Annotated in this window: 16 protein-coding genes and 1 rRNA gene; 9 read left to right on the top strand and 8 right to left on the bottom strand. The window is 52.0% G+C overall.

All coding sequences use genetic code 11. From position 1 onward, the window contains the following. Positions 1–118 precede the first annotated feature (118 nt). From rsmG to asnC, 4 genes are all read right to left on the bottom strand, one after another. Positions 119–742 carry a 16S rRNA (guanine(527)-N(7))-methyltransferase RsmG gene (gene rsmG, locus OGY67_RS23595; protein WP_003827017.1) on the bottom strand — a complete coding sequence of 208 codons (624 nt, stop codon included), beginning with the start codon at positions 740–742 and terminating at the stop codon, positions 119–121. Positions 743–844: 102 nt separating this feature from the next. Continuing rightward, positions 845–2,734, bottom strand: a complete 1,890-nt coding sequence (gene mnmG, locus OGY67_RS23600; protein ID WP_003827014.1) for a tRNA uridine-5-carboxymethylaminomethyl(34) synthesis enzyme MnmG — start codon at positions 2,732–2,734, stop codon at positions 845–847. 372 nt (positions 2,735–3,106) lie between these two features. After that, a complete protein-coding gene (mioC, locus tag OGY67_RS23605) occupies positions 3,107–3,556 on the bottom strand; it encodes an FMN-binding protein MioC (protein WP_003827013.1) in 450 nt (149 codons plus the stop codon). An 88-nt stretch (positions 3,557–3,644) separates the two neighbouring features. After that, positions 3,645–4,103: a transcriptional regulator AsnC gene (gene asnC, locus OGY67_RS23610; RefSeq protein ID WP_003023780.1), complete on the bottom strand. Its 459-nt coding sequence runs from the start codon at positions 4,101–4,103 to the stop codon at positions 3,645–3,647. A 151-nt stretch (positions 4,104–4,254) separates the two neighbouring features. Between asnC and asnA the strand changes: the two genes are divergently transcribed. Further along, positions 4,255–5,247 (top strand): aspartate--ammonia ligase, encoded by a 993-nt coding sequence (asnA, locus tag OGY67_RS23615; protein WP_003827009.1) that lies wholly within the window; start codon positions 4,255–4,257, stop codon positions 5,245–5,247. 3 nt (positions 5,248–5,250) lie between these two features. On the opposite strand, the gene viaA is transcribed toward asnA, so the two are convergent. Beyond that, positions 5,251–6,702: an ATPase RavA stimulator ViaA gene (viaA, locus tag OGY67_RS23620; RefSeq protein WP_003827006.1), complete on the bottom strand. Its 1,452-nt coding sequence runs from the start codon at positions 6,700–6,702 to the stop codon at positions 5,251–5,253. Continuing rightward, on the bottom strand, positions 6,696–8,192 hold the full coding sequence (ravA, locus tag OGY67_RS23625; RefSeq protein WP_020996042.1) for an ATPase RavA: 1,497 nt from the start codon (positions 8,190–8,192) through the stop codon (positions 6,696–6,698). Before ravA ends, viaA begins: the two co-directional genes overlap by 7 nt. A gap of 329 nt (positions 8,193–8,521) precedes the next feature. Between ravA and kup the strand changes: the two genes are divergently transcribed. The 7 genes from kup to rbsR all read left to right on the top strand — a co-directional run bounded on the left by kup (position 8,522) and on the right by rbsR (position 16,468). Then, positions 8,522–10,390 (top strand): low affinity potassium transporter Kup, encoded by a 1,869-nt coding sequence (gene kup / locus OGY67_RS23630; RefSeq protein WP_003827003.1) that lies wholly within the window; start codon positions 8,522–8,524, stop codon positions 10,388–10,390. Positions 10,391–10,582: 192 nt separating this feature from the next. Further along, a complete protein-coding gene (gene rbsD / locus OGY67_RS23635; protein ID WP_003827001.1) occupies positions 10,583–11,002 on the top strand; it encodes a D-ribose pyranase in 420 nt (139 codons plus the stop codon). A 7-nt stretch (positions 11,003–11,009) separates the two neighbouring features. After that, positions 11,010–12,515 (top strand): ribose ABC transporter ATP-binding protein RbsA, encoded by a 1,506-nt coding sequence (rbsA, locus tag OGY67_RS23640; protein ID WP_003023764.1) that lies wholly within the window; start codon positions 11,010–11,012, stop codon positions 12,513–12,515. 5 nt (positions 12,516–12,520) lie between these two features. Further along, on the top strand, positions 12,521–13,486 hold the full coding sequence (rbsC, locus tag OGY67_RS23645) for a ribose ABC transporter permease (RefSeq protein WP_003826999.1): 966 nt from the start codon (positions 12,521–12,523) through the stop codon (positions 13,484–13,486). 24 nt (positions 13,487–13,510) lie between these two features. Then, entirely contained in the window at positions 13,511–14,401 is an 891-nt protein-coding gene (rbsB, locus tag OGY67_RS23650; RefSeq protein ID WP_003023760.1) for a ribose ABC transporter substrate-binding protein RbsB, read from the top strand. Between the two features lie 141 nt (positions 14,402–14,542). Next, positions 14,543–15,472, top strand: coding sequence for a ribokinase (rbsK, locus tag OGY67_RS23655; RefSeq protein WP_003826997.1), 930 nt, complete (start codon positions 14,543–14,545; stop codon positions 15,470–15,472). Between the two features lie 3 nt (positions 15,473–15,475). Next, on the top strand, positions 15,476–16,468 hold the full coding sequence (gene rbsR, locus OGY67_RS23660; protein ID WP_218658818.1) for a ribose operon transcriptional repressor RbsR: 993 nt from the start codon (positions 15,476–15,478) through the stop codon (positions 16,466–16,468). Here the strand turns inward: rbsR and mdtD are convergent. Both mdtD and OGY67_RS23670 read right to left on the bottom strand, forming a co-directional pair. Further along, a complete protein-coding gene (gene mdtD / locus OGY67_RS23665) occupies positions 16,434–17,861 on the bottom strand; it encodes a multidrug transporter subunit MdtD (RefSeq protein WP_008786557.1) in 1,428 nt (475 codons plus the stop codon). The two genes, rbsR and mdtD, sit on opposite strands and share 35 nt — an antisense overlap. 1 nt (position 17,862) lies before the next feature. After that, a complete protein-coding gene (locus OGY67_RS23670) occupies positions 17,863–18,567 on the bottom strand; it encodes a FadR/GntR family transcriptional regulator (RefSeq protein ID WP_286574622.1) in 705 nt (234 codons plus the stop codon). 481 nt (positions 18,568–19,048) lie between these two features. On the opposite strand from OGY67_RS23670, the gene OGY67_RS23675 reads away from it, so the two are divergent. Continuing rightward, positions 19,049–20,590 (top strand): 16S ribosomal RNA (locus OGY67_RS23675). Positions 20,591–20,602 lie beyond the last annotated feature (12 nt).

Genomic DNA, 20,602 nt, shown 5'->3' on the forward strand with positions numbered 1-20,602 from the left:
TATAGTTATGATGCAAAACCGTAAGGCACTAGTGAAATGTAACGACATTTAACCACACTATTACCTATGACTTTTAACACCTGAAAAGCCGTTTTTTCTCTATTTTTTTTGATAAAAATTAAATTTTGTTTGGCTTAATAACCACCAAATGACGTTCACCATCCAACTGCGGAACGCGTAATTTTTCGACGGACTCAACGCTGAATTCTGCTGGCAGCGAATCAATTTCATCTGCAGGCAACTGCCCTTTTAGCGCATAAAAACGCCCATTCTGGCCCGGCAAATGGTGACACCAGCTCACCATATCATTGAGTGAAGCGAAAGCACGGCTAATCACCCCATCAAACGGGGGTTCTGAAGGAAATTCTTCAACCCGACTTTGCACAGGAGTGATGTTAGTAAGCGCAAGCTCATGCTGCACCTGACGCAAGAAACGAACGCGTTTTCCCAGGCTATCGAGCAGTGTGAAATGCGCTTCAGGGCGCACGATAGAAAGCGGAATTCCCGGCAGGCCCGGTCCCGTACCTACATCGATAAAACGCTCACCCTTCAGATACGGTGCAACGACAATGCTGTCCAGAATATGGCGTACCAGCATTTCGTTTGGATCCCGCACCGACGTCAGGTTGTAGGCTTTGTTCCATTTGTGCAGCATATCGACATACGCAATCAGCTGATTTTTCTGGTGATCGGTAAGAGAAATACCGGCATCAGCCAGCAGACGAGAGAGTTTGTTGAGCACGGTCGTTACCTGTTAATAATCAAATGCCCGATGCGCTTTCGCTTATCGGGCCTACAAATTTGTACGGCGGGCAAGCGAAGCGCCCCCGCCAAAATAGTGTTATCAAGCGCTGCGGCGCAGCATACCTTGTTTTTTCAGCCATACCAGCAGAATGGAGATGGCGGCAGGCGTTATGCCAGAAATACGCGATGCCTGACCGATCGAAACGGGTTTGTGATCGTTCAGCTTAGCGATAACTTCATTCGACAAGCCAGAGACCTGACGATAATCCAGCGTTGCAGGCAACAGGGTGTTTTCATTGCGCTGTTGTCTTTCAATTTCTTCCAGCTGACGGGCAATATACCCTTCGTATTTCACCTGAATCTCAACCTGTTCTGCGGCCTGAGCATCATCAAGCGCGGGTGCGAACGCAGATAAAGAGGTCAACTGAGCATAGGTCATATCCGGGCGACGCAGCAGATCTTCACCGCTCGCTTCACGTGACAGAGGTGTAGCCAGGTGAGCATTCACTTCTGCTGCGGACTCCGCTAACGGATTCACCCAGGTTGATTTAAGACGTTGGCGTTCCTGTTCGATACGCTCCAGTTTCTCGTTGAAGCGAGCCCAGCGCTCATCGTCCACCAGACCCAGTTCACGACCAATTTCGGTCAGACGCAGGTCGGCGTTATCTTCACGCAGCATCAGACGGTATTCAGCGCGAGATGTGAACATTCGGTACGGTTCTTTGGTGCCCAGCGTACACAGGTCGTCCACCAGCACGCCAAGATAAGCCTGATCGCGACGCGGTGCCCATCCCTCTTTTTCAGCAGACAAACGTGCGGCGTTCAGACCAGCCAGCATGCCTTGTGCGGCAGCTTCTTCATAACCGGTTGTACCGTTAATCTGGCCCGCAAAGAACAGACCCTGGATGAATTTGCTTTCCAGAGTAGGTTTCAGGTCACGCGGATCGAAGAAATCATACTCAATCGCGTAGCCTGGGCGGACGATTCTGGCATTTTCCATCCCCTGCATGGAGCGGACAATTTGCATCTGCACATCGAACGGCAGGCTGGTGGAGATGCCATTCGGGTAAATTTCGTTAGAGGTCAGTCCTTCCGGTTCGAGGAAGATCTGATGCTGGTTACGATCGGCAAAGCGCATCACTTTGTCTTCGATCGACGGGCAGTAGCGTGGGCCGATACCTTCGATCACGCCAGCGTACATTGGGCTACGATCGAGGTTATTGCGGATCACGTCATGGGTTTTCTCATTGGTATGCGTGATGTAACACGGCATCTGGCGTGGATGCTGAGAAGCATCGCCCAGGAATGAGAAGACCGGCATCGGGTTATCGCTGTTTTGCTGGCCGAGCACGCTGAAATCAATCGTGCGCGCATCGATACGCGGCGGTGTACCGGTTTTCAGGCGGCTGACGCGCAGCGGCAGTTCACGCAGACGGCGTGACAGCGGGATGGACGGCGGATCGCCAGCGCGGCCACCGCTGTAGTTATCCAGACCAATATGAATTTTGCCGTCGAGGAAAGTCCCCACGGTTAATACGACCGCTTTGGCACGGAACTTCAGTCCCATTTGGGTTACTGCTCCCACAACGCGATCGTTTTCGACAATCAGATCTTCAACCGCCTGCTGGAAGATCATCAGGTTGGGTTGATTCTCCAGCGCAGTGCGTACCGCCTGGCGATAGAGCACACGATCGGCCTGAGCTCGGGTAGCGCGAACGGCTGGCCCTTTGCTTGCGTTTAGTATCCTAAACTGAATACCGGCATGGTCGATCGCTTTTGCCATCAATCCACCAAGCGCATCCACTTCTTTTACCAGGTGTCCCTTCCCAATACCGCCGATCGCCGGGTTGCAGCTCATTTGCCCCAGAGTGTCGATATTGTGTGTCAAAAGCAGAGTCTGTTGACCCATTCGCGCCGCGGCCATTGCGGCCTCGGTGCCTGCATGACCCCCGCCAATGATGATGACGTCAAAAGGATCCTGATAAAACATGGTGATTGCCTCGCATAACGCGGTGTGAAAATGGATTGAAGCCCGGGCCGTGGATTCTACTCAACTTTAGTCGATCGAGAAAGACCTGGGATCCTGGGTATTAAAAAGAAGATCTTTTTATTTAGAGATCTGTTTTATTGTGATCTCTTATTAGGATCGCACCTTTCTGTGGATAAGGACGATCCTTTAAGTAAGATCAACAGGTTGCTGAGGATCATTAGCTGTGAATGATCGGTGATCCTGGTCCGTATAAGCTGGGATCAGAATGAAGGGTTATACACAACTCAAAAACTGAACAACGGTTGTTCTTGGGATAACTACCGGTTGATCCAAGCTTTTAACCAGAGTTATCCACATAAAAAAGTACGATCTTTACAAATCTCTGAGCAACGGATGCCACGATCCCAGCCAAATTTCAGCCGGATCTTCCGGAATTTCATGTTCCAGCACGTTGATCCTGAGTGTTTCGCCGATCTGTTTTGCCCCACAGGCCTTCAATTCGGCTTCCAGCTTGTCGATTGCGCCGCAAAAGGTGTCATATTCACGACTGCCGATCCCGATTGCACCAAAGCGCACTTGTGACAGGTCCGGCTTTTGCTCGCGTAACGCATCATATAAAGGCTGCAGGTTGTCAGGAATATCTCCCGCACCGTGCGTGGAGCTGATAATCAGCCAGATCCCGTCAGTCGGAACCTCTTCAAGCATTGGCCCATGCAGTATTTCGCTGGAAAAACCGGCGTCGTCCAGCTTTTCAGCCAGATGCTCTGCTACATATTCCGCACTGCCAAGCGTACTACCGCTGATAAGAGTGATGTCTGCCATGATCGCCCACCTTTATAAAGAGGGCGTATTGTACGCTGTGAGCGAGCTGGGATCTACCTGTGGAAAAATAGGGGATTAAAAAAAGCGATCATGGCTTGATGGTGCGCATGATCGGGTTTTGCAGGACGATCAGCGTTTCCGTGGACTGAATTTCGTCAATTGTTTGGATCTTGTTGATAAGTACCTGCTGCAATGCGTCGATCGACTTGCACATCACCTTAATAAAGATGCTGTAGTGCCCGGTGGTGTAATACGCTTCGGTCACTTCATCGAGGCTTTCCAGTCTGGCCAGCGCTGACGGATAGTCTTTCGCACTTTTCAGGATTATGCCGATAAAGCAGCCGACGTCATAACCCAATTGTTTGGGACTAACATCAATCCGCGCGCCGGTAATAATCCCAGCCTGCTTCATCTTTTCTACGCGAACGTGAATTGTTCCTGGGCTGACGCCGAACTGTTTGGCTAATTCTGCGTAGGCGGTACGAGCATTTTCCATTAAGGCGTCAAGAATGCCGCGGTCCAGATTGTCGATCTGATAATTTTCCATAGGTTTTTCTTATGTAGATTAATGATTCACTCTATTTTAGACGTAATTTTTAACGAATCAAAATCGAAGTCGGCTTTTTGTTTGTTGATTATTGAATATTACCTCCATTCTGTTGCTTAATCATAGGCAACAGGACACAGGAGTACACATAATGAAAACCGCTTACATTGCCAAACAACGTCAAATTAGCTTCGTAAAATCTCATTTTTCTCGCCAGCTGGAAGAGCGTTTAGGCCTGATCGAAGTTCAGGCGCCGATCCTCAGTCGCGTTGGAGATGGCACGCAGGATAACTTGTCGGGCTGCGAAAAAGCGGTGCAGGTGAAGGTTAAAGCATTGCCAGACGCTCAATTCGAAGTGGTTCATTCACTGGCGAAGTGGAAGCGTCAAACGTTAGGACAACACGACTTTAGCGCAGGCGAGGGGCTGTACACGCACATGAAAGCCCTGCGTCCCGATGAAGATCGCCTCTCCCCGCTGCACTCAGTGTACGTTGACCAGTGGGACTGGGAGCGCGTGATGGGCGACGGTGAGCGTCAATTCTCCACTCTGAAAAGCACGGTAGAGGCTATCTGGGCGGGAATTAAGGCCACCGAAGCTGCGGTTAGCAAAGAGTTTGGTCTGGCACCGTTCCTGCCAGAGCAGATCCACTTTGTTCATAGCCAGGAGCTTTTATCTCGTTATCCGGATCTTGATGCAAAAGGTCGTGAACGTGCGATCGCTAAAGAGCTGGGTGCGGTATTCCTGGTGGGGATCGGCGGTAAGCTCAGTGACGGTCACCGTCATGACGTACGTGCGCCCGATTATGATGACTGGAGTTCAGCGTCCGAGCTGGGTCATGCCGGTCTGAACGGTGATATTCTGGTCTGGAACCCGGTTCTGGAAGATGCGTTTGAGCTGTCTTCTATGGGGATCCGTGTGGATGCTGACGCCCTGAAACACCAGCTGTCTCTGACCGGTGATGAAGATCGCCTGAGTCTGGAGTGGCACCAGGCGCTGCTGCGCGGTGAAATGCCTCAGACAATTGGTGGCGGCATTGGGCAGTCGCGTCTGACCATGCTGTTGCTGCAATTACCGCACATTGGTCAGGTTCAGTGTGGCGTATGGCCGGCCCAGGTACGTGAAAGCGTCGCATCTCTGCTGTAACAATTAACGCCGCCAGCGTCTGAGCAGGCGGCTTCGCATCCCGGTATCAAAGCGCCAGATATGATCGAAAATGCGCATGATGCCGGGTTTGCCATGTGCTGACATCGCCACCGCGTGAAAACGGTGCTGGTGTACCCGCTGTAATTCCCCTACTTTGCTGACGACCTCATCGGGCAATCGCTGAGCGATAAAATCTGAGATCACCACCGCATCTGCATCAAACCATTCCCGACCCTGCATGCGCTCAATTATGGCGCGAAAACAGCTGGCAATATCAGTGCCGCCACGAAAGCGCTGACTTAAAAAGCGGATCGCCTGTTCGATGCCCTCCGGACCGGAAAGCTCATAGCGCACCACTTCTGTTGAAAACAGCATAATGAAACAGCGCCGGTTATCGGCAAGGGCAACGCGCATTAGCGCCAGGCAAAAGGCTTTCGCACACTGCTCATTAAATCCGCCCATCGATCCCGAGGTATCAACGCAGACGATAAAAGGCCCGCGCGGCTGCTCGTCAAAATCCTGATGCACCACCGGACGTTCCGTTACTTTCTCACGCCATGCTTCGCCGTGCAGGCGGTAGGTGAGCAGTTGCTTTTCCACCAGCCGTCGGTAGAACTCGTATTCCAGTTCGGTAATGCCCAGCGTGGCCAGCTCTGGCGGTAGCAGGCGCAGGATATCGTCACTTTGCTGGATGCCATCCACCTGCTCCGGGACGGTTGCCGGTTCGCGCACCAGGGTACGGAAGGTTTCCATTGGCGCATCTTTACGCGGCACGGATTTCGCCTCTCTGGAACGACCTAACTGCTCGGCCAGGCGCTGGAGTTCGGGTTGTTGCGTCAGAAATTCGCCGTATTTCACCATCAACTGATAATCACCGCGCTTGATTTGGCCCGCGCTCATATCCCACAACCGCCCTGCTGCGTTGTCATTTTCTGCCAGTACAGGTTCCAGTTGCCCGCTGAGGGTCATCCGTTCTTGTACTTCACTGAGCAAATGCTCGCGCTCTTCTTCCAGCAGTTGCTGATTCAGCGTTGTGGTTTGCACTACCAGGCTCAGGCGCCAGCGCTGGAGAAAAAGCGTATGTAGGGCGGGCGTAAAGGTGCTGTTGTCATTGACCAGTTGCTGCGCTTGCCCGGCCCAAGGCGAATGGAGGCGGTGCAATAGCGATAATATTTGCGGTAGCTGAACGATAAACTGCGCATGAGAGAGGAGCTGGCTTTGTTGATAACACATAACCTCCTCCATCAGCTCCGGCGGTACATGGGTATCTTTGAGGCGGCTACGTAATGATTCGCGCCAGCGGGGAATGTCGTCAGTGATCGCTTTTTTAAGGCGAGGAAATTTTTTAAAAAATACCACCATCTTTGGGGAAGCCAGCAGGGCGACGATCATCTCTTCGATCATTGCCTCTTCGCTGACTGCCAGCATGATGTTGAGCGTATCAAGGGTCAGCATTGTTGCGCCTGGCGGATTTGCGCCCCGACATCCTGCAGGCTGGCCTCAATGCGGCCTAACCAGTCGCTATGAATAAACAGGCATTTTTGCTGTTCGCTGAATGCGCTGTGCTGCTGATGCCACTCATTATCGAGCGCTTCAAGCTCCTGTTTTATCTCTGCGGGCATACTCTCTTGCGAAGCACCCGGCAGCGCCAGGCGAGAACCTTGTAAACTGACATCGCGTACAACCAGATGCTGTGCGCTATCGACTTCCATATTCAGCGTTTGGGCAAAGCCGATCCCGTTTAGTTTTCCGCGGATCTCCCCGCCTTTTGTTAGCCACAGTTCCAGCGCGCCACGTTCGAAAGCTATATGGATAACCTCCATATCATGCAGTTTTAAAGGCTTTTGCAGCAGTAATGTCACGACAGAAGACGAGGCTTCTGGCGGTAAATCATAATGAGGACGACGGCTGAACATTCCGCCCTGGCGGATCACCGTGAACGCCGTTTTGTCGCTTTGCTGCTGCTGGAGCTGAATGCGACGTTGCACAATGCTGCCCAGGCGCGTCAGCATGGCTTGCTGTTGCCAGGCGTGTCCGGTCATCAATATTTCAAGCTGTTGTTGCATCAGATTCAGGCTTTGTGCGTCGTACCACAGGCAATCTTTCAGCAGGATCAGGTCGATAGGTACTACCGCATCGCGTCCGCTAAAGAAAGCGCTGGCCTGGAGTAAGCGGATCGCTTTTTTCCAGCGACGATCGGACACATAAGGTGCATTCGGTAACACATCCAACTGTTGGCGCAGCGTGAAAATGAGCTCAAACACGCGATCGGGAAGCTTGATGGCACCAATGTCTTTTTGCCACTGGTGATACTCTTCATCCGTCACCTGCAATGATGCCGGGACCGGATTGTCGCTTTCATCCTGCTGACTTAACAGCATGGAGCGGAAATTAGCCTTGTCCTGAACTTTATCCAGCCACAGACGAATCAGCATACGGTCGTACAGCGCTTCCAGGCTGCTGTCGGCTTCAGGCAGTTCGTTGGAAGCCGCCACCAGCAGACGCATCGGAATTTTTTCTTCATACGCGCCGTTACGGAAGTGACGTTCGTTAATGGCGGTCAACAGGGTGTTAAGGATTGCCGGGCCTGCTTTCCAGATTTCATCGAGAAAAACGATTTCAGCTTCAGGAAGATAGCCCGCCGTTAAGCGTTCATAGCGACCTTCATCTTTTAATGCCTGAATGGACAGCGGACCAAACACCTCTTCGGGCGTAGAGAAGCGCGTCATCAGGTATTCAAAGGCGCGTGCGTTTTGGAAGGCAAACTTCAGTCGGCGGGCAATTAAGCTTTTTGCGATCCCCGGGGGGCCTAATAAGAAAACGCTCTCGCCGCTGAGTGCTGCCAGCAGACACAGACGAATGGCGTGGCTACGTTCATAAAGTCCCTTTTCCAGCGCATTGCTCAGACGGGAAATTCTTTCCGCTAATAAATGTGGGTGAGCCATAATGAAGTGGCGTCCTTTCGCCAAATGTACTGCATAAACTGCGAGTATAGATGCTTCACACCATTGCAGTAATAGACTGAAGGTGCGCTTATTTTTCTTTGAGCCAGATTAATCTGGTCTCATTTAGGGGTACGATTTTGTGATTAATCGTGCATACTGTGCGCCTTTTTGTGGGCCAAGGGACGACGCACACATTTCTTATATATACACCAAATCAATCAAGCTGCACCAAGGCGGCAATGGAGTTTTCTTCTGGGATGGGGGGAATAACGAATGCAGCCCACACGGAGTGGCTTGAAAGATGATGTGTATAAACGAAAGACGAGTCTATGAGCACTGATAATAAACAATCATTGTCTGCGATTACCCTTGCGGCCATTGGGGTTGTCTACGGTGATATTGGTACCAGCCCACTTTATACGCTTCGTGAATGTTTGTCCGGCCAGTTTGGTTTTGGCGTTGAACGTGATGCCGTATTTGGTTTTCTCTCGCTGATTTTCTGGCTGCTGATCTTTGTTGTCTCCATTAAATACCTGACGTTTGTCATGCGCGCAGATAACGCCGGAGAAGGCGGGATCCTGACGCTGATGTCATTGGCCGGGCGTAATACCTCGGCGCGAACAACCTCCATGCTGGTCATTATGGGATTGATAGGCGGCAGCTTCTTCTATGGTGAAGTGGTGATTACGCCAGCCATTTCGGTGATGTCTGCAATTGAAGGTCTGGAGATAGTTGCCCCGCAACTGGATACCTGGATTGTTCCGCTCTCAATAATTGTGCTGACCCTGCTGTTTTTGATTCAAAAACACGGTACCGGCATGGTCGGTAAGCTGTTCGCGCCGATTATGCTGCTATGGTTCCTGACGCTCGCGGTATTAGGTGTGCGCAGTATTATTGGCAATCCGGAAGTGCTGCAGGCGCTCAATCCGTATTGGGCGGTGCATTTCTTCCTCGAATTCAAAACGCTGTCCTTTATCGCGCTGGGTGCGGTGGTGCTGTCGATTACCGGTGTTGAAGCGCTGTATGCGGATATGGGCCACTTCGGTAAATTGCCGATTCGTCTGGCATGGTTCTCCGTGGTATTGCCTTCACTGGTGCTGAACTATTTTGGGCAGGGCGCGTTGCTGTTAAAGCATCCTGAAGCGATCAAAAACCCGTTTTTCCTGCTGGCGCCGGACTGGGCATTAATTCCATTGTTGATCCTCGCCGCGCTGGCAACGGTCATCGCCTCTCAGGCGGTTATCTCCGGCGTCTTCTCGCTGACGCGTCAGGCCGTACGTCTGGGGTATTTATCGCCGATGCGTATCATCCATACCTCGGAAATGGAATCGGGCCAGATTTACATTCCTTTCGTTAACTGGATGCTCTATTTTGCGGTAGTTATCGTGATTGTGAGCTTTGAACACTCCAGTAATCTGGCCGCGGCGTACGGGATTGCGGTAACGGGGACAATGGTACTGACATCTATTCTGTCTACCACCGTGGCGCGCAAAAACTGGCACTGGAATAAATACTTCGTCTTCCTGATCCTGGTGGCGTTCTTGTGCGTCGATGTTCCGCTGTTCTCCGCGAACCTCGATAAGCTTATTTCTGGCGGTTGGCTGCCTCTGACGCTGGGTCTGGTGATGTTCACCATCATGACCACCTGGAAAAGCGAACGCTTCCGTCTGCTGCGTCGCATGCATGAGCACGGTAACTCTCTGGAGGCGATGATTGCTTCTCTGGAGAAATCGCCACCGGTACGCGTGCCGGGAACGGCGGTGTATATGTCCCGCGCACTGAACGTCATCCCGTTTGCGCTTCTGCATAACCTCAAGCATAACAAGGTGCTGCATGAGCGCGTTATTCTGCTGACGCTGCGTACGGAAGATGCACCCTATGTTCACAACGTGCGTAGGGTGCAGATTGAGCAGTTATCGCCCACCTTCTGGCGCGTGGTGGCCAGCTACGGTTGGCGCGAAACGCCGAACGTGGAGGAAGTGTTCCATCGCTGCGGTCTGGAAGGCTTAAGCTGTAGGATGATGGAAACGTCCTTCTTCATGTCGCATGAGTCGTTGATTGTAGGCAAGCGGCCATGGTACCTGCGTCTGCGCGGCAAGCTGTATCTGCTGCTACAGCGCAACGCGCTGCGCGCGCCGGACCAGTTTGAAATCCCACCGAACCGGGTTATTGAGCTTGGTACTCAGGTAGAGATTTAATCTCATCGACGCCCTCTTTCATCGCGAAAGGGGGCGTTTTGTTTTGCCCCTCTCAGTTTTCATTTCATCAAATGATAATCCTTGCGAAACGTTTCGATGGCGATCACATTTTCGTAACGTCGCGGTGGTTTTCTGTCCACTCTTCGCACTACACTTATCTCCAGCGAAACGTTTCGCTAGTGGGGAAAGAAAATGAAGAAAGGCACGGTACTCAACTCTGAAATTTCAACGGTGATCTCCCGTCTGGGGCATACCGATACGCTGGTGGTGTGTGATGCAGGTTTACCCATCCCGAACAGCACAACGCGTATTGATATGGCATTAACCCAGGGCGTACCTTCTTTTATGCAGGTACTGGATGTGGTCACACGTGAAATGCAGGTCGAGGCAGCCATTCTCGCGTCGGAAATTAAACAACATAATCCGCAACTCCACGAAACGTTGCTCAGCCACATTGAGCAACTGCAACAACACCAGGGAAACACCATAGAAATTCGTTACACCACGCATGAACAATTCAAAAAACAAACCGCAGACAGTCAGGCGGTAATTCGCAGCGGAGAATGTTCTCCGTATGCGAATATCATTCTCTGTGCTGGCGTCACGTTCTGAGGCCATCATGAACGCATTACTGCAACTCAAAGGGATCGATAAAGCGTTCCCGGGCGTAAAAGCGCTATCCGGCGCCGCGCTGAATGTCTACCCTGGCCGCGTAATGGCGCTGGTGGGCGAAAACGGCGCGGGCAAATCCACCATGATGAAAGTGCTGACCGGGATCTATACCCGTGATGCTGGTTCTTTATTGTGGCTGGGGAAAGAGACCACCTTTAACGGCCCTAAATCCTCCCAGGAAGCCGGAATCGGTATCATCCACCAGGAGCTGAACCTGATCCCGCAACTCACTATCGCCGAGAACATTTTTCTTGGCCGTGAGTTTGTGAATCGCTTTGGCAAAATTGACTGGAAGAAGATGTACGCCGAAGCCGATCTGCTGCTCGCCAAACTGAATCTGCGCTTTAAAAGCGACAGACTGGTTGGTGAGCTGTCGATTGGCGATCAGCAGATGGTCGAAATTGCCAAAGTGCTGAGCTTTGAATCGAAGGTCATCATTATGGATGAACCGACGGATGCCCTCACCGACACTGAAACCGAATCCCTGTTCCGCGTCATCCGCGAACTGAAATCCCAGGGACGCGGCATTGTCTATATTTCTCACCGTATGAAAGAGATCTTCGAGATTTGCGACGACGTAACCGTCTTCCGCGATGGGCAGTTTATTGCCGAACGTGAAGTTGCCTCGCTGACTGAAGACTCGCTGATTGAAATGATGGTGGGACGTAAGCTGGAAGATCAGTACCCGCGCCTGGAAAAAGCGCCGGGTGATATTCGCCTGAAGGTCGATAACCTGTGCGGTCCTGGCGTAAACGATGTTTCGTTCACGCTGCGTAAAGGCGAGATCCTTGGCGTATCCGGGCTGATGGGGGCCGGACGTACCGAACTGATGAAAGTGTTGTACGGCGCATTGCCGCGCACCAGCGGTTACGTCACGCTTGATGGCCATGAAGTGGTTACCCGTTCGCCGCAGGATGGGTTGGCTAACGGCATCGTCTATATTTCTGAAGACCGTAAACGCGATGGCTTAGTGCTGGGCATGTCGGTGAAAGAGAACATGTCACTGACCGCGCTGCGTTATTTCAGCCGCGCCGGTGGAAGCCTGAAACATAAAGATGAGCAGCAGGCGGTGGGTGATTTTATTCGTCTGTTCAATGTTAAAACACCATCAATGGAACAGGCTATCGGCCTGCTTTCCGGTGGTAACCAGCAGAAAGTGGCGATTGCGCGCGGTCTGATGACCCGGCCAAAAGTGCTGATCCTTGATGAACCAACGCGCGGCGTTGACGTTGGAGCCAAGAAAGAAATCTATCAGCTTATCAACCAGTTTAAGGCTGACGGGCTGAGCATCATTCTGGTCTCCTCTGAGATGCCAGAAGTATTGGGCATGAGCGATCGAATTATCGTTATGCATGAAGGGCATCTCGGCGGTGAGTTCACTCGCGAGCAGGCCACTCAGGAAGTATTAATGGCTGCCGCTGTGGGCAAGCTTAATCGCGTGAATCAGGAGTAAAAAAGATGACTACCCAGGCTGTTTCTGGTCGCCGTTATTTCACTAAAGCATGGCTTCTGGAGCAAAAGTCGCTCATCGCTCTGTTAGTGCTGATCGCGATTGTTTCCACCATGAGCCCTAACTTTTTTACCGTTAATAACCTGTTCAACATTCTCCAGCAAACGTCGGTGAACGCCATCATGGCCGTTGGCATGACGCTGGTCATCCTGACGTCGGGTATCGATCTGTCCGTCGGTTCCTTGCTGGCGCTTACCGGCGCGGTTGCGGCTTCAATTGTAGGGATTGAGGTCAATGCGCTGGTGGCTGTTGCTGCGGCCCTGGCGCTCGGCGCTGCCATTGGCGCAGTCACCGGGGTGATTGTTGCGAAAGGCCGGGTGCAGGCGTTTATTGCAACGCTGGTGATGATGCTGTTGCTGCGCGGCGTGACCATGGTGTACACCAACGGCAGTCCGGTTAATACCGGATTTACTGACAATGCCGATCTGTTTGGCTGGTTTGGTATTGGTCGTCCGTTAGGCATCCCTACGCCAGTGTGGATCATGGGGATTGTCTTCCTCGCGGCGTGGTACATGCTGCACCACACTCGTCTGGGCCGTTATATCTACGCGCTGGGCGGTAACGAAGCGGCAACGCGTTTGTCCGGTATCAGCGTCAGTAAAATCAAAATTATCGTTTACTCACTGTGCGGTCTGCTGGCATCGCTGGCGGGCATCATTGAGGTCGCACGACTCTCCTCCGCACAACCGACGGCAGGTACTGGCTATGAGCTGGATGCTATCGCAGCGGTGGTGTTAGGCGGTACCAGCCTGGCGGGTGGTAAAGGACGTATTGTTGGGACGCTGATCGGCGCATTGATTCTTGGTTTCCTCAATAATGGTTTGAATTTGTTAGGTGTATCCTCCTATTACCAGATGATCGTCAAAGCGGTGGTGATTTTGCTGGCGGTACTGGTAGACAACAAAAAGCAGTAACAACGATTACAGGACATCTTAAATATGAACATGAAAAAACTGGCTACCCTGGTTTCTGCTGTTGCGCTGAGCGCCACCGTGAGCGCGAATGCGATGGCGAAAGATACCATTGCGCTGGTGGTCTCCACCCTCAACAACCCGTTCTTTGTTTCTCTGAAGGATGGGGCGCAAAAAGAGGCGGATAAGCTGGGTTACAACCTGGTGATTCTGGACTCGCAGAACAATCCGGCGAAAGAGCTGGCTAACGTTCAGGACTTAACGGTTCGTGGAACTAAAATTCTGCTGATCAACCCGACTGACTCTGATGCCGTTGGTAATGCTGTGAAGATGGCTAACCAGGCAAAAATTCCGGTTATTACCCTTGACCGTGTTGCCTCCAAAGGCGAAGTGGTAAGCCACATCGCGTCTGATAACGTGTTGGGTGGCAAAATTGCGGGTGATTACATCGCGAAGAAAGCAGGTGAAGGCGCGAAAGTTATCGAACTGCAAGGGATTGCCGGAACTTCAGCGGCGCGTGAGCGTGGCGAAGGTTTCCAGCAGGCCGTTGCGGCACACAAATTTAACGTACTGGCCAGCCAGCCGGCAGACTTCGACCGCACCAAAGGTCTGAACGTCATGCAGAACCTGCTGACCGCGCATCCTGATGTGCAGGCCGTATTTGCCCAGAACGATGAAATGGCGCTGGGTGCGCTGCGCGCACTGCAAACCGCGGGTAAATCTGATGTGATGGTGGTTGGATTTGACGGCACTCCAGATGGCGAAAAAGCAGTAAATGATGGCAAACTGGCTGCGACCATTGCTCAGTTGCCGGATCAGATCGGCGCGAAAGGCGTTGAGACTGCAGATAAAGTCCTGAAAGGCGAGAAGGTTCAGGCTAAATATCCGGTTGACCTGAAGCTGGTCATCAAGCAGTAATACCGATTCAGGTCGCTCGCGGCCTGATGGAGACATAAATACGCCATCCCCGTATCTGATTTTGGGGATGAAAGCGTAAAAAGAAAAGCAGGGCACGCGCCACCCTAACCCGGTGGCGCACTTTGACTTGGAACACCAAATATGAAAACCGCAGGCAACCTCGTTGTTCTTGGCAGTATCAATGCCGATCACATCCTTAACCTTAACTCTTTCCCGACACCTGGTGAAACCGTAACTGGTAGCCATTATCAGGTCGCATTTGGCGGTAAAGGCGCGAATCAGGCTGTTGCTGCGGGTCGTAGTGGCGCGAATATCGCATTCATTGCCTGTACGGGCGATGATGATATTGGCGAAAGTGTGCGTAAACAGTTAGCCAAAGACAACATCGATATCGCGCCGATTAGCGTGATTTCGGGGGAATCGACCGGAGTGGCGTTGATTTTTGTGAATGGTGAAGGTGAGAACGTTATCGGCATTCATGCCGGAGCGAACGCAGCTCTTTCGCCAGCGTTGGTGGAAGCACAGCATGAGCGTATTGCTCAGGCGTCCGCCTTACTTATGCAGTTAGAATCGCCGATCGAAAGCGTACTGACTGCAGCAAAGATTGCACATCAAAATAAGACCATGGTCGCCCTGAACCCGGCACCGGCACGTGAACTTTCTGATGAACTGCTGGCGCTGGTGGATATTATTACCCCGAATGAAACCGAGGCTGAAAAGCTGACGGGGATCCGGGTCGAAAATGATGAAGACGCGGCCAAAGCGGCGCAGGCATTGCACGCTAAAGGTATCCATACTGTACTGATTACTTTAGGTAGTCGCGGTGTGTGGGCCAGTGTTAATGGCGAAGGACAGCGTGTGCCCGGTTTTAAAGTGGAAGCCGTTGATACTATTGCCGCTGGAGACACCTTTAATGGCGCGTTAATTACGGCGTTGCTGGAAGAGACTCCGCTGCCTGAAGCGATCCGTTTTGCGCATGCCGCTGCGGCGATTGCGGTTACCCGTAAAGGCGCACAGCCTTCCGTTCCGTGGCGCGAAGAAATAGAAGCGTTTTTAAGTCAACAGAGGTAACGCTTGGCTACAATGAAGGACGTCGCCCGCCTGGCGGGTGTTTCCACGTCGACGGTTTCTCACGTCATTAATAAAGATCGCTTTGTCAGTGAGTCCGTCACTGACAAAGTAGAAGCTGCAATTAAAGCGCTTAACTACGCGCCCTCCGCGCTGGCGCGTAGCCTCAAGTTAAACCAGACCCGCACGATTGGCATGTTAATCACTGCCAGTACCAATCCCTTCTATTCTGAACTAGTGCGCGGCGTTGAACGTAGCTGTTTTGAGCGCGGCTACAGCCTGGTGCTGTGCAATACCGAAGGCGATGAACAGCGCATGAACCGTAACCTGGAAACTCTGATGCAAAAACGTGTGGACGGCTTGTTGCTGCTCTGCACCGAAACACATCAGCCTTCCAGAGAGATAATGCAGCGTTATCCTTCTATACCGACCGTGATGATGGACTGGTCGCCTTTTGATGGTGAAAGCGATCTGATTCAGGATAACTCCTTGCTGGGCGGGGATTTAGCCACGCAACATCTTATCGAAAAAGGGTTTACGCGCATTGCCTGCATCACCGGGCCGCTGGATAAAACCCCGGCGCGTTTGCGTCTGGAAGGATATCGGGCAGCAATGAAGCGGGCGGGGTTGTCTGTCCCGGAAGGCTACGAGATTACCGGTGACTTTGAGTTCGGCGGCGGCTTTGAAGCTATGAAAACGTTGCTGTCGCATAAACAGCGACCGCAGGCTGTTTTTACCGGCAATGATGCAATGGCAGTTGGCGCGTATCAGGCTCTGTACCAGTCAGGATTGCGCATTCCGCAGGATATGGCTGTGGTGGGTTACGATGATATCGAGCTGGCGCGCTATATGACGCCGCCCCTGACGACCATCCACCAACCAAAAGATGAATTGGGCGAACTGGCCATCGATGTATTAATTCACCGGATGGCGCAGCCCGCATTACAGCAACAGCGTTTGCAGCTTACTCCTGTTCTGATGGAGCGGGGGTCGGTTTAGGTTTGTGCCGATCTTTGATCAGGTTACGTCCATCTTTGGCTTTTAGCAGCATGAACATCAGCGCGGATATTACCGTGATAGCGCCCATCGTCATAAAGGTATAGTGGAACTGTTCGACCGTATTGGTTCCTTCCATACCTTCATAGATACGCAGAACGGCGGCGCTGATGGCAACCCCTAAACTGATTGATAACTGCTGAGTAACGGCCAATACGCTGTTGCCGCTGCTGGCGTTTTCATCGGTCAGATCCGCCAGAGTGATGGTATTCATTGAAGTAAACTGGGTGGACATCGCCATACCTAAAATGAACAACGGCAGGATTAGCATCCAGATCGGCATGGCAGGAGATTGCAAAGCGAACTGCGCAATCATCAGGCCGATAAATACCGTAACACCCACCAATGTGGTCCTGTAGCCGAGTTTGCGCAGAACCTGCGTCACCATGGATTTTGCCAGAATTGAACCCAACGCTGTTGGCGCCATCATGCAGCCGGCTATCAGAGCCGGATATCCAAATCCTACCTGCAACATCAGCGGCATTAAGAAGGGCACGCAGCCTGTGCCCAGGCGAGTGGCGAGGTTTCCGGCGATCCCAACAGAAAAGGTCCGAGTCTTAAATATCGGAAGCGATATCAGCGGCGTTGGGTGGCGACGCGCATGGCGAATATAGGCGAGTAGTAACAACACACTGGCAAGAATAATACCGAGTGCGACCCAGGTCTCGACAAGCTTCTCACCGAACAATTCAACGCCGCTGGAAAACAACACCAGGCTCAAACCAAACAGAAAGAAACCGGTCATATCAAAACCGCGGCGTGGCGTGGTGAAGTTCGGCATATATTTGCGGGCATAGAAGATACCGGCAATGCCAATTGGAATATTAATCAGGAAGATCCAGTGCCAACTGGCCCATGTAACCAGTACACCGCCCAATACCGGACCTAAAATCGGCCCCACAAGTCCTGGCATGGTGACGAAGTTAAGCACGGGAAGCAGTTCGCTGCGGGGGTAAGCACGCAATAACGCCAGACGGGCAACGGGCATCATCATGGCGCCACCGATCCCCTGAATGACACGGAAAATCACCAGCTCGCTTAAGGAACTGGACAGCGCGCAGGCCAGCGATCCCAACGTAAACAGGCTAACGGCAATCATAAAGACGCGTCGGGTACCAAATCGGTCTGCCAGCCAACCACTTACCGGGATCAGCATCGCGACAGTCAGGGTATAGCTGATAATGGCCGACTGCATGGCGAGTGGAGAGCGGTTAAGACTATGTGCTATTGCGGGTAGGGCGGTATTGAGGATCGTGGCGTCTAGTGCCTGCATAAAAAAGGCCATGGCTGCTATCCACGGTAGCCCGGCCATACTGCGTGATTTCTTTTCTGACATATTATTTATCCGGTAGCACGTTCGGTGCTATCAGCAATGCCTGACAGGCAGCAAAGGCGCGATCGCCATCGTTATCATCTATTGCATCGACAATGGCCTGGTGCAAATCCAGTTTCACCACATCGTTATAGGTAATAGAGGTAAAGTAGGTCTGGTAAACCGAATGGAACAGAGATGAAAAGGATATAAGGAACGGATTCGCACTCATTTCATAGATGTGCTCATGCCAGGCGATATCAACCTCAATCCAGCGTTCGCGTCTGAAGTTTCTTTTCAGCTCGACCATCTCTTCCATCAGCGTGTTGAGGTGCGCTTTCTGTTCAGCCGTACCTATAGTCGCTGCCAGTAAGCACGCCTGAGGCTCCAGGCTGATACGCATCACCAGAAAATGTTTAATGACCTGCGGGAAATTATCTTCTGTCATCCACCAGGTGAGCAGCTCCTGGTCAAGGAAGTTCCAGTTTGCTTGCGGCATGACGCGTGTACCAATACGTGGGCGCGGTAATACCATACCTTTTGCCGTTAATGTTTTTACTGCCTCTCTTACCGCGGTGCGACTCACGCCAAACTGATCGCCTAGCTCTATTTCGCCAGGCAATATCGCACCCGGTGCGTATTCACCTTTTAATATTCGCTGAGCCAGCTTTTCGGCCAGAACGTAGGACAAGTTTTTCTGTGCGGCTAGCTGTTGGGCATTTAACGGCATGAATGTTCTTCCTTACTCTTTTTCTTATTCATTAGTATGCCACCTGGAAGTGTGATTGCGGCTGCAAAAACGGCAATTTGCTTATTTTATGGCATGTTAATGGTTGTTTTGGTGAAAAAACACGCACTCGGAGAGTTATTTTAAATTTCCCCTTGTCAGCCTGAAATAACTCCCTATAATGCGCCTCCACTGACACGGAACAACGGATTACAAGCCGCCGGGTCAGCGGAGTTCCACTGAGAACTCCGGCGAAGAAAGCGAAATTAAATGCTTGACTTCGTAGCGGGGTGGCGTAATATGCACACCCCGCGCCGCTGAGAAAAAGCGAAGCGGCACTGCTCTTTAACAATTTATCAGACAATCTGTGTGGGCACTCGAAGATACGGATTCTTAACGTCGCAAGACGAAAAATGAATACCAAGTCTCAACGAGTGAACACGTAATTCATTACGAAGTTTAATTCATTGAGCATCAAACTTTTAAATTGAAGAGTTTGATCATGGCTCAGATTGAACGCTGGCGGCAGGCCTAACACATGCAAGTCGAACGGTAGCACAGAGGAGCTTGCTCCTTGGGTGACGAGTGGCGGACGGGTGAGTAATGTCTGGGAAACTGCCCGATGGAGGGGGATAACTACTGGAAACGGTAGCTAATACCGCATAACGTCGCAAGACCAAAGAGGGGGACCTTCGGGCCTCTTGCCATCGGATGTGCCCAGATGGGATTAGCTAGTAGGTGGGGTAACGGCTCACCTAGGCGACGATCCCTAGCTGGTCTGAGAGGATGACCAGCCACACTGGAACTGAGACACGGTCCAGACTCCTACGGGAGGCAGCAGTGGGGAATATTGCACAATGGGCGCAAGCCTGATGCAGCCATGCCGCGTGTATGAAGAAGGCCTTCGGGTTGTAAAGTACTTTCAGCGAGGAGGAAGGCGTTGTGGTTAATAACCGCAGCGATTGACGTTACTCGCAGAAGAAGCACCGGCTAACTCCGTGCCAGCAGCCGCGGTAATACGGAGGGTGCAAGCGTTAATCGGAATTACTGGGCGTAAAGCGCACGCAGGCGGTCTGTCAAGTCGGATGTGAAATCCCCGGGCTCAACCTGGGAACTGCATCCGAAACTGGCAGGCTAGAGTCTTGTAGAGGGGGGTAGAATTCCAGGTGTAGCGGTGAAATGCGTAGAGATCTGGAGGAATACCGGTGGCGAAGGCGGCCCCCTGGACAAAGACTGACGCTCAGGTGCGAAAGCGTGGGGAGCAAACAGGATTAGATACCCTGGTAGTCCACGCCGTAAACGATGTCGACTTGGAGGTTGTGCCCTTGAGGCGTGGCTTCCGGAGCTAACGCGTTAAGTCGACCGCCTGGGGAGTACGGCCGCAAGGTTAAAACTCAAATGAATTGACGGGGGCCCGCACAAGCGGTGGAGCATGTGGTTTAATTCGATGCAACGCGAAGAACCTTACCTACTCTTGACATCCAGAGAACTTAGCAGAGATGCTTCGGTGCCTTCGGGAACTCTGAGACAGGTGCTGCATGGCTGTCGTCAGCTCGTGTTGTGAAATGTTGGGTTAAGTCCCGCAACGAGCGCAACCCTTATCCTTTGTTGCCAGCGGTTCGGCCGGGAACTCAAAGGAGACTGCCAGTGATAAACTGGAGGAAGGTGGGGATGACGTCAAGTCATCATGGCCCTTACGAGTAGGGCTACACACGTGCTACAATGGCATATACAAAGAGAAGCGACCTCGCGAGAGCAAGCGGACCTCATAAAGTATGTCGTAGTCCGGATTGGAGTCTGCAACTCGACTCCATGAAGTCGGAATCGCTAGTAATCGTGGATCAGAATGCCACGGTGAATACGTTCCCGGGCCTTGTACACACCGCCCGTCACACCATGGGAGTGGGTTGCAAAAGAAGTAGGTAGCTTAACCTTCGGGAGGGCGCTTACCACTTTGTGATTCATGACTGGGGTGAAGTCGTAACAAGGTAACCGTAGGGGAACCTGCGGTTGGATCACCTCCTTACCTTAAAGAACC

This window comes from Citrobacter sp. Cpo015 (assembly GCF_030333035.1).
Lineage (GTDB): Bacteria > Pseudomonadota > Gammaproteobacteria > Enterobacterales > Enterobacteriaceae > Citrobacter > Citrobacter portucalensis.

What these genes read in the sequence shown, in the direction of transcription:
- mnmG (WP_003827014.1), bottom strand. Translation starts at nt 2,734, where the DNA reads ATGTTTTATCAGGATCCTTTTGACGTCATCATCATTGGCGGGGGTCAT.
- mioC (WP_003827013.1), bottom strand. Translation starts at nt 3,556, where the DNA reads ATGGCAGACATCACTCTTATCAGCGGTAGTACGCTTGGCAGTGCGGAA.
- asnC (WP_003023780.1), bottom strand. Translation starts at nt 4,103, where the DNA reads ATGGAAAATTATCAGATCGACAATCTGGACCGCGGCATTCTTGACGCC.
- asnA (WP_003827009.1), top strand. Translation starts at nt 4,255, where the DNA reads ATGAAAACCGCTTACATTGCCAAACAACGTCAAATTAGCTTCGTAAAA.
- viaA (WP_003827006.1), bottom strand. Translation starts at nt 6,702, where the DNA reads ATGCTGACCCTTGATACGCTCAACATCATGCTGGCAGTCAGCGAAGAG.
- ravA (WP_020996042.1), bottom strand. Translation starts at nt 8,192, where the DNA reads ATGGCTCACCCACATTTATTAGCGGAAAGAATTTCCCGTCTGAGCAAT.
- kup (WP_003827003.1), top strand. Translation starts at nt 8,522, where the DNA reads ATGAGCACTGATAATAAACAATCATTGTCTGCGATTACCCTTGCGGCC.
- rbsD (WP_003827001.1), top strand. Translation starts at nt 10,583, where the DNA reads ATGAAGAAAGGCACGGTACTCAACTCTGAAATTTCAACGGTGATCTCC.
- rbsA (WP_003023764.1), top strand. Translation starts at nt 11,010, where the DNA reads ATGAACGCATTACTGCAACTCAAAGGGATCGATAAAGCGTTCCCGGGC.
- rbsC (WP_003826999.1), top strand. Translation starts at nt 12,521, where the DNA reads ATGACTACCCAGGCTGTTTCTGGTCGCCGTTATTTCACTAAAGCATGG.
- rbsB (WP_003023760.1), top strand. Translation starts at nt 13,511, where the DNA reads ATGAACATGAAAAAACTGGCTACCCTGGTTTCTGCTGTTGCGCTGAGC.
- rbsK (WP_003826997.1), top strand. Translation starts at nt 14,543, where the DNA reads ATGAAAACCGCAGGCAACCTCGTTGTTCTTGGCAGTATCAATGCCGAT.
- mdtD (WP_008786557.1), bottom strand. Translation starts at nt 17,861, where the DNA reads ATGTCAGAAAAGAAATCACGCAGTATGGCCGGGCTACCGTGGATAGCA.
- OGY67_RS23670 (WP_286574622.1), bottom strand. Translation starts at nt 18,567, where the DNA reads ATGCCGTTAAATGCCCAACAGCTAGCCGCACAGAAAAACTTGTCCTAC.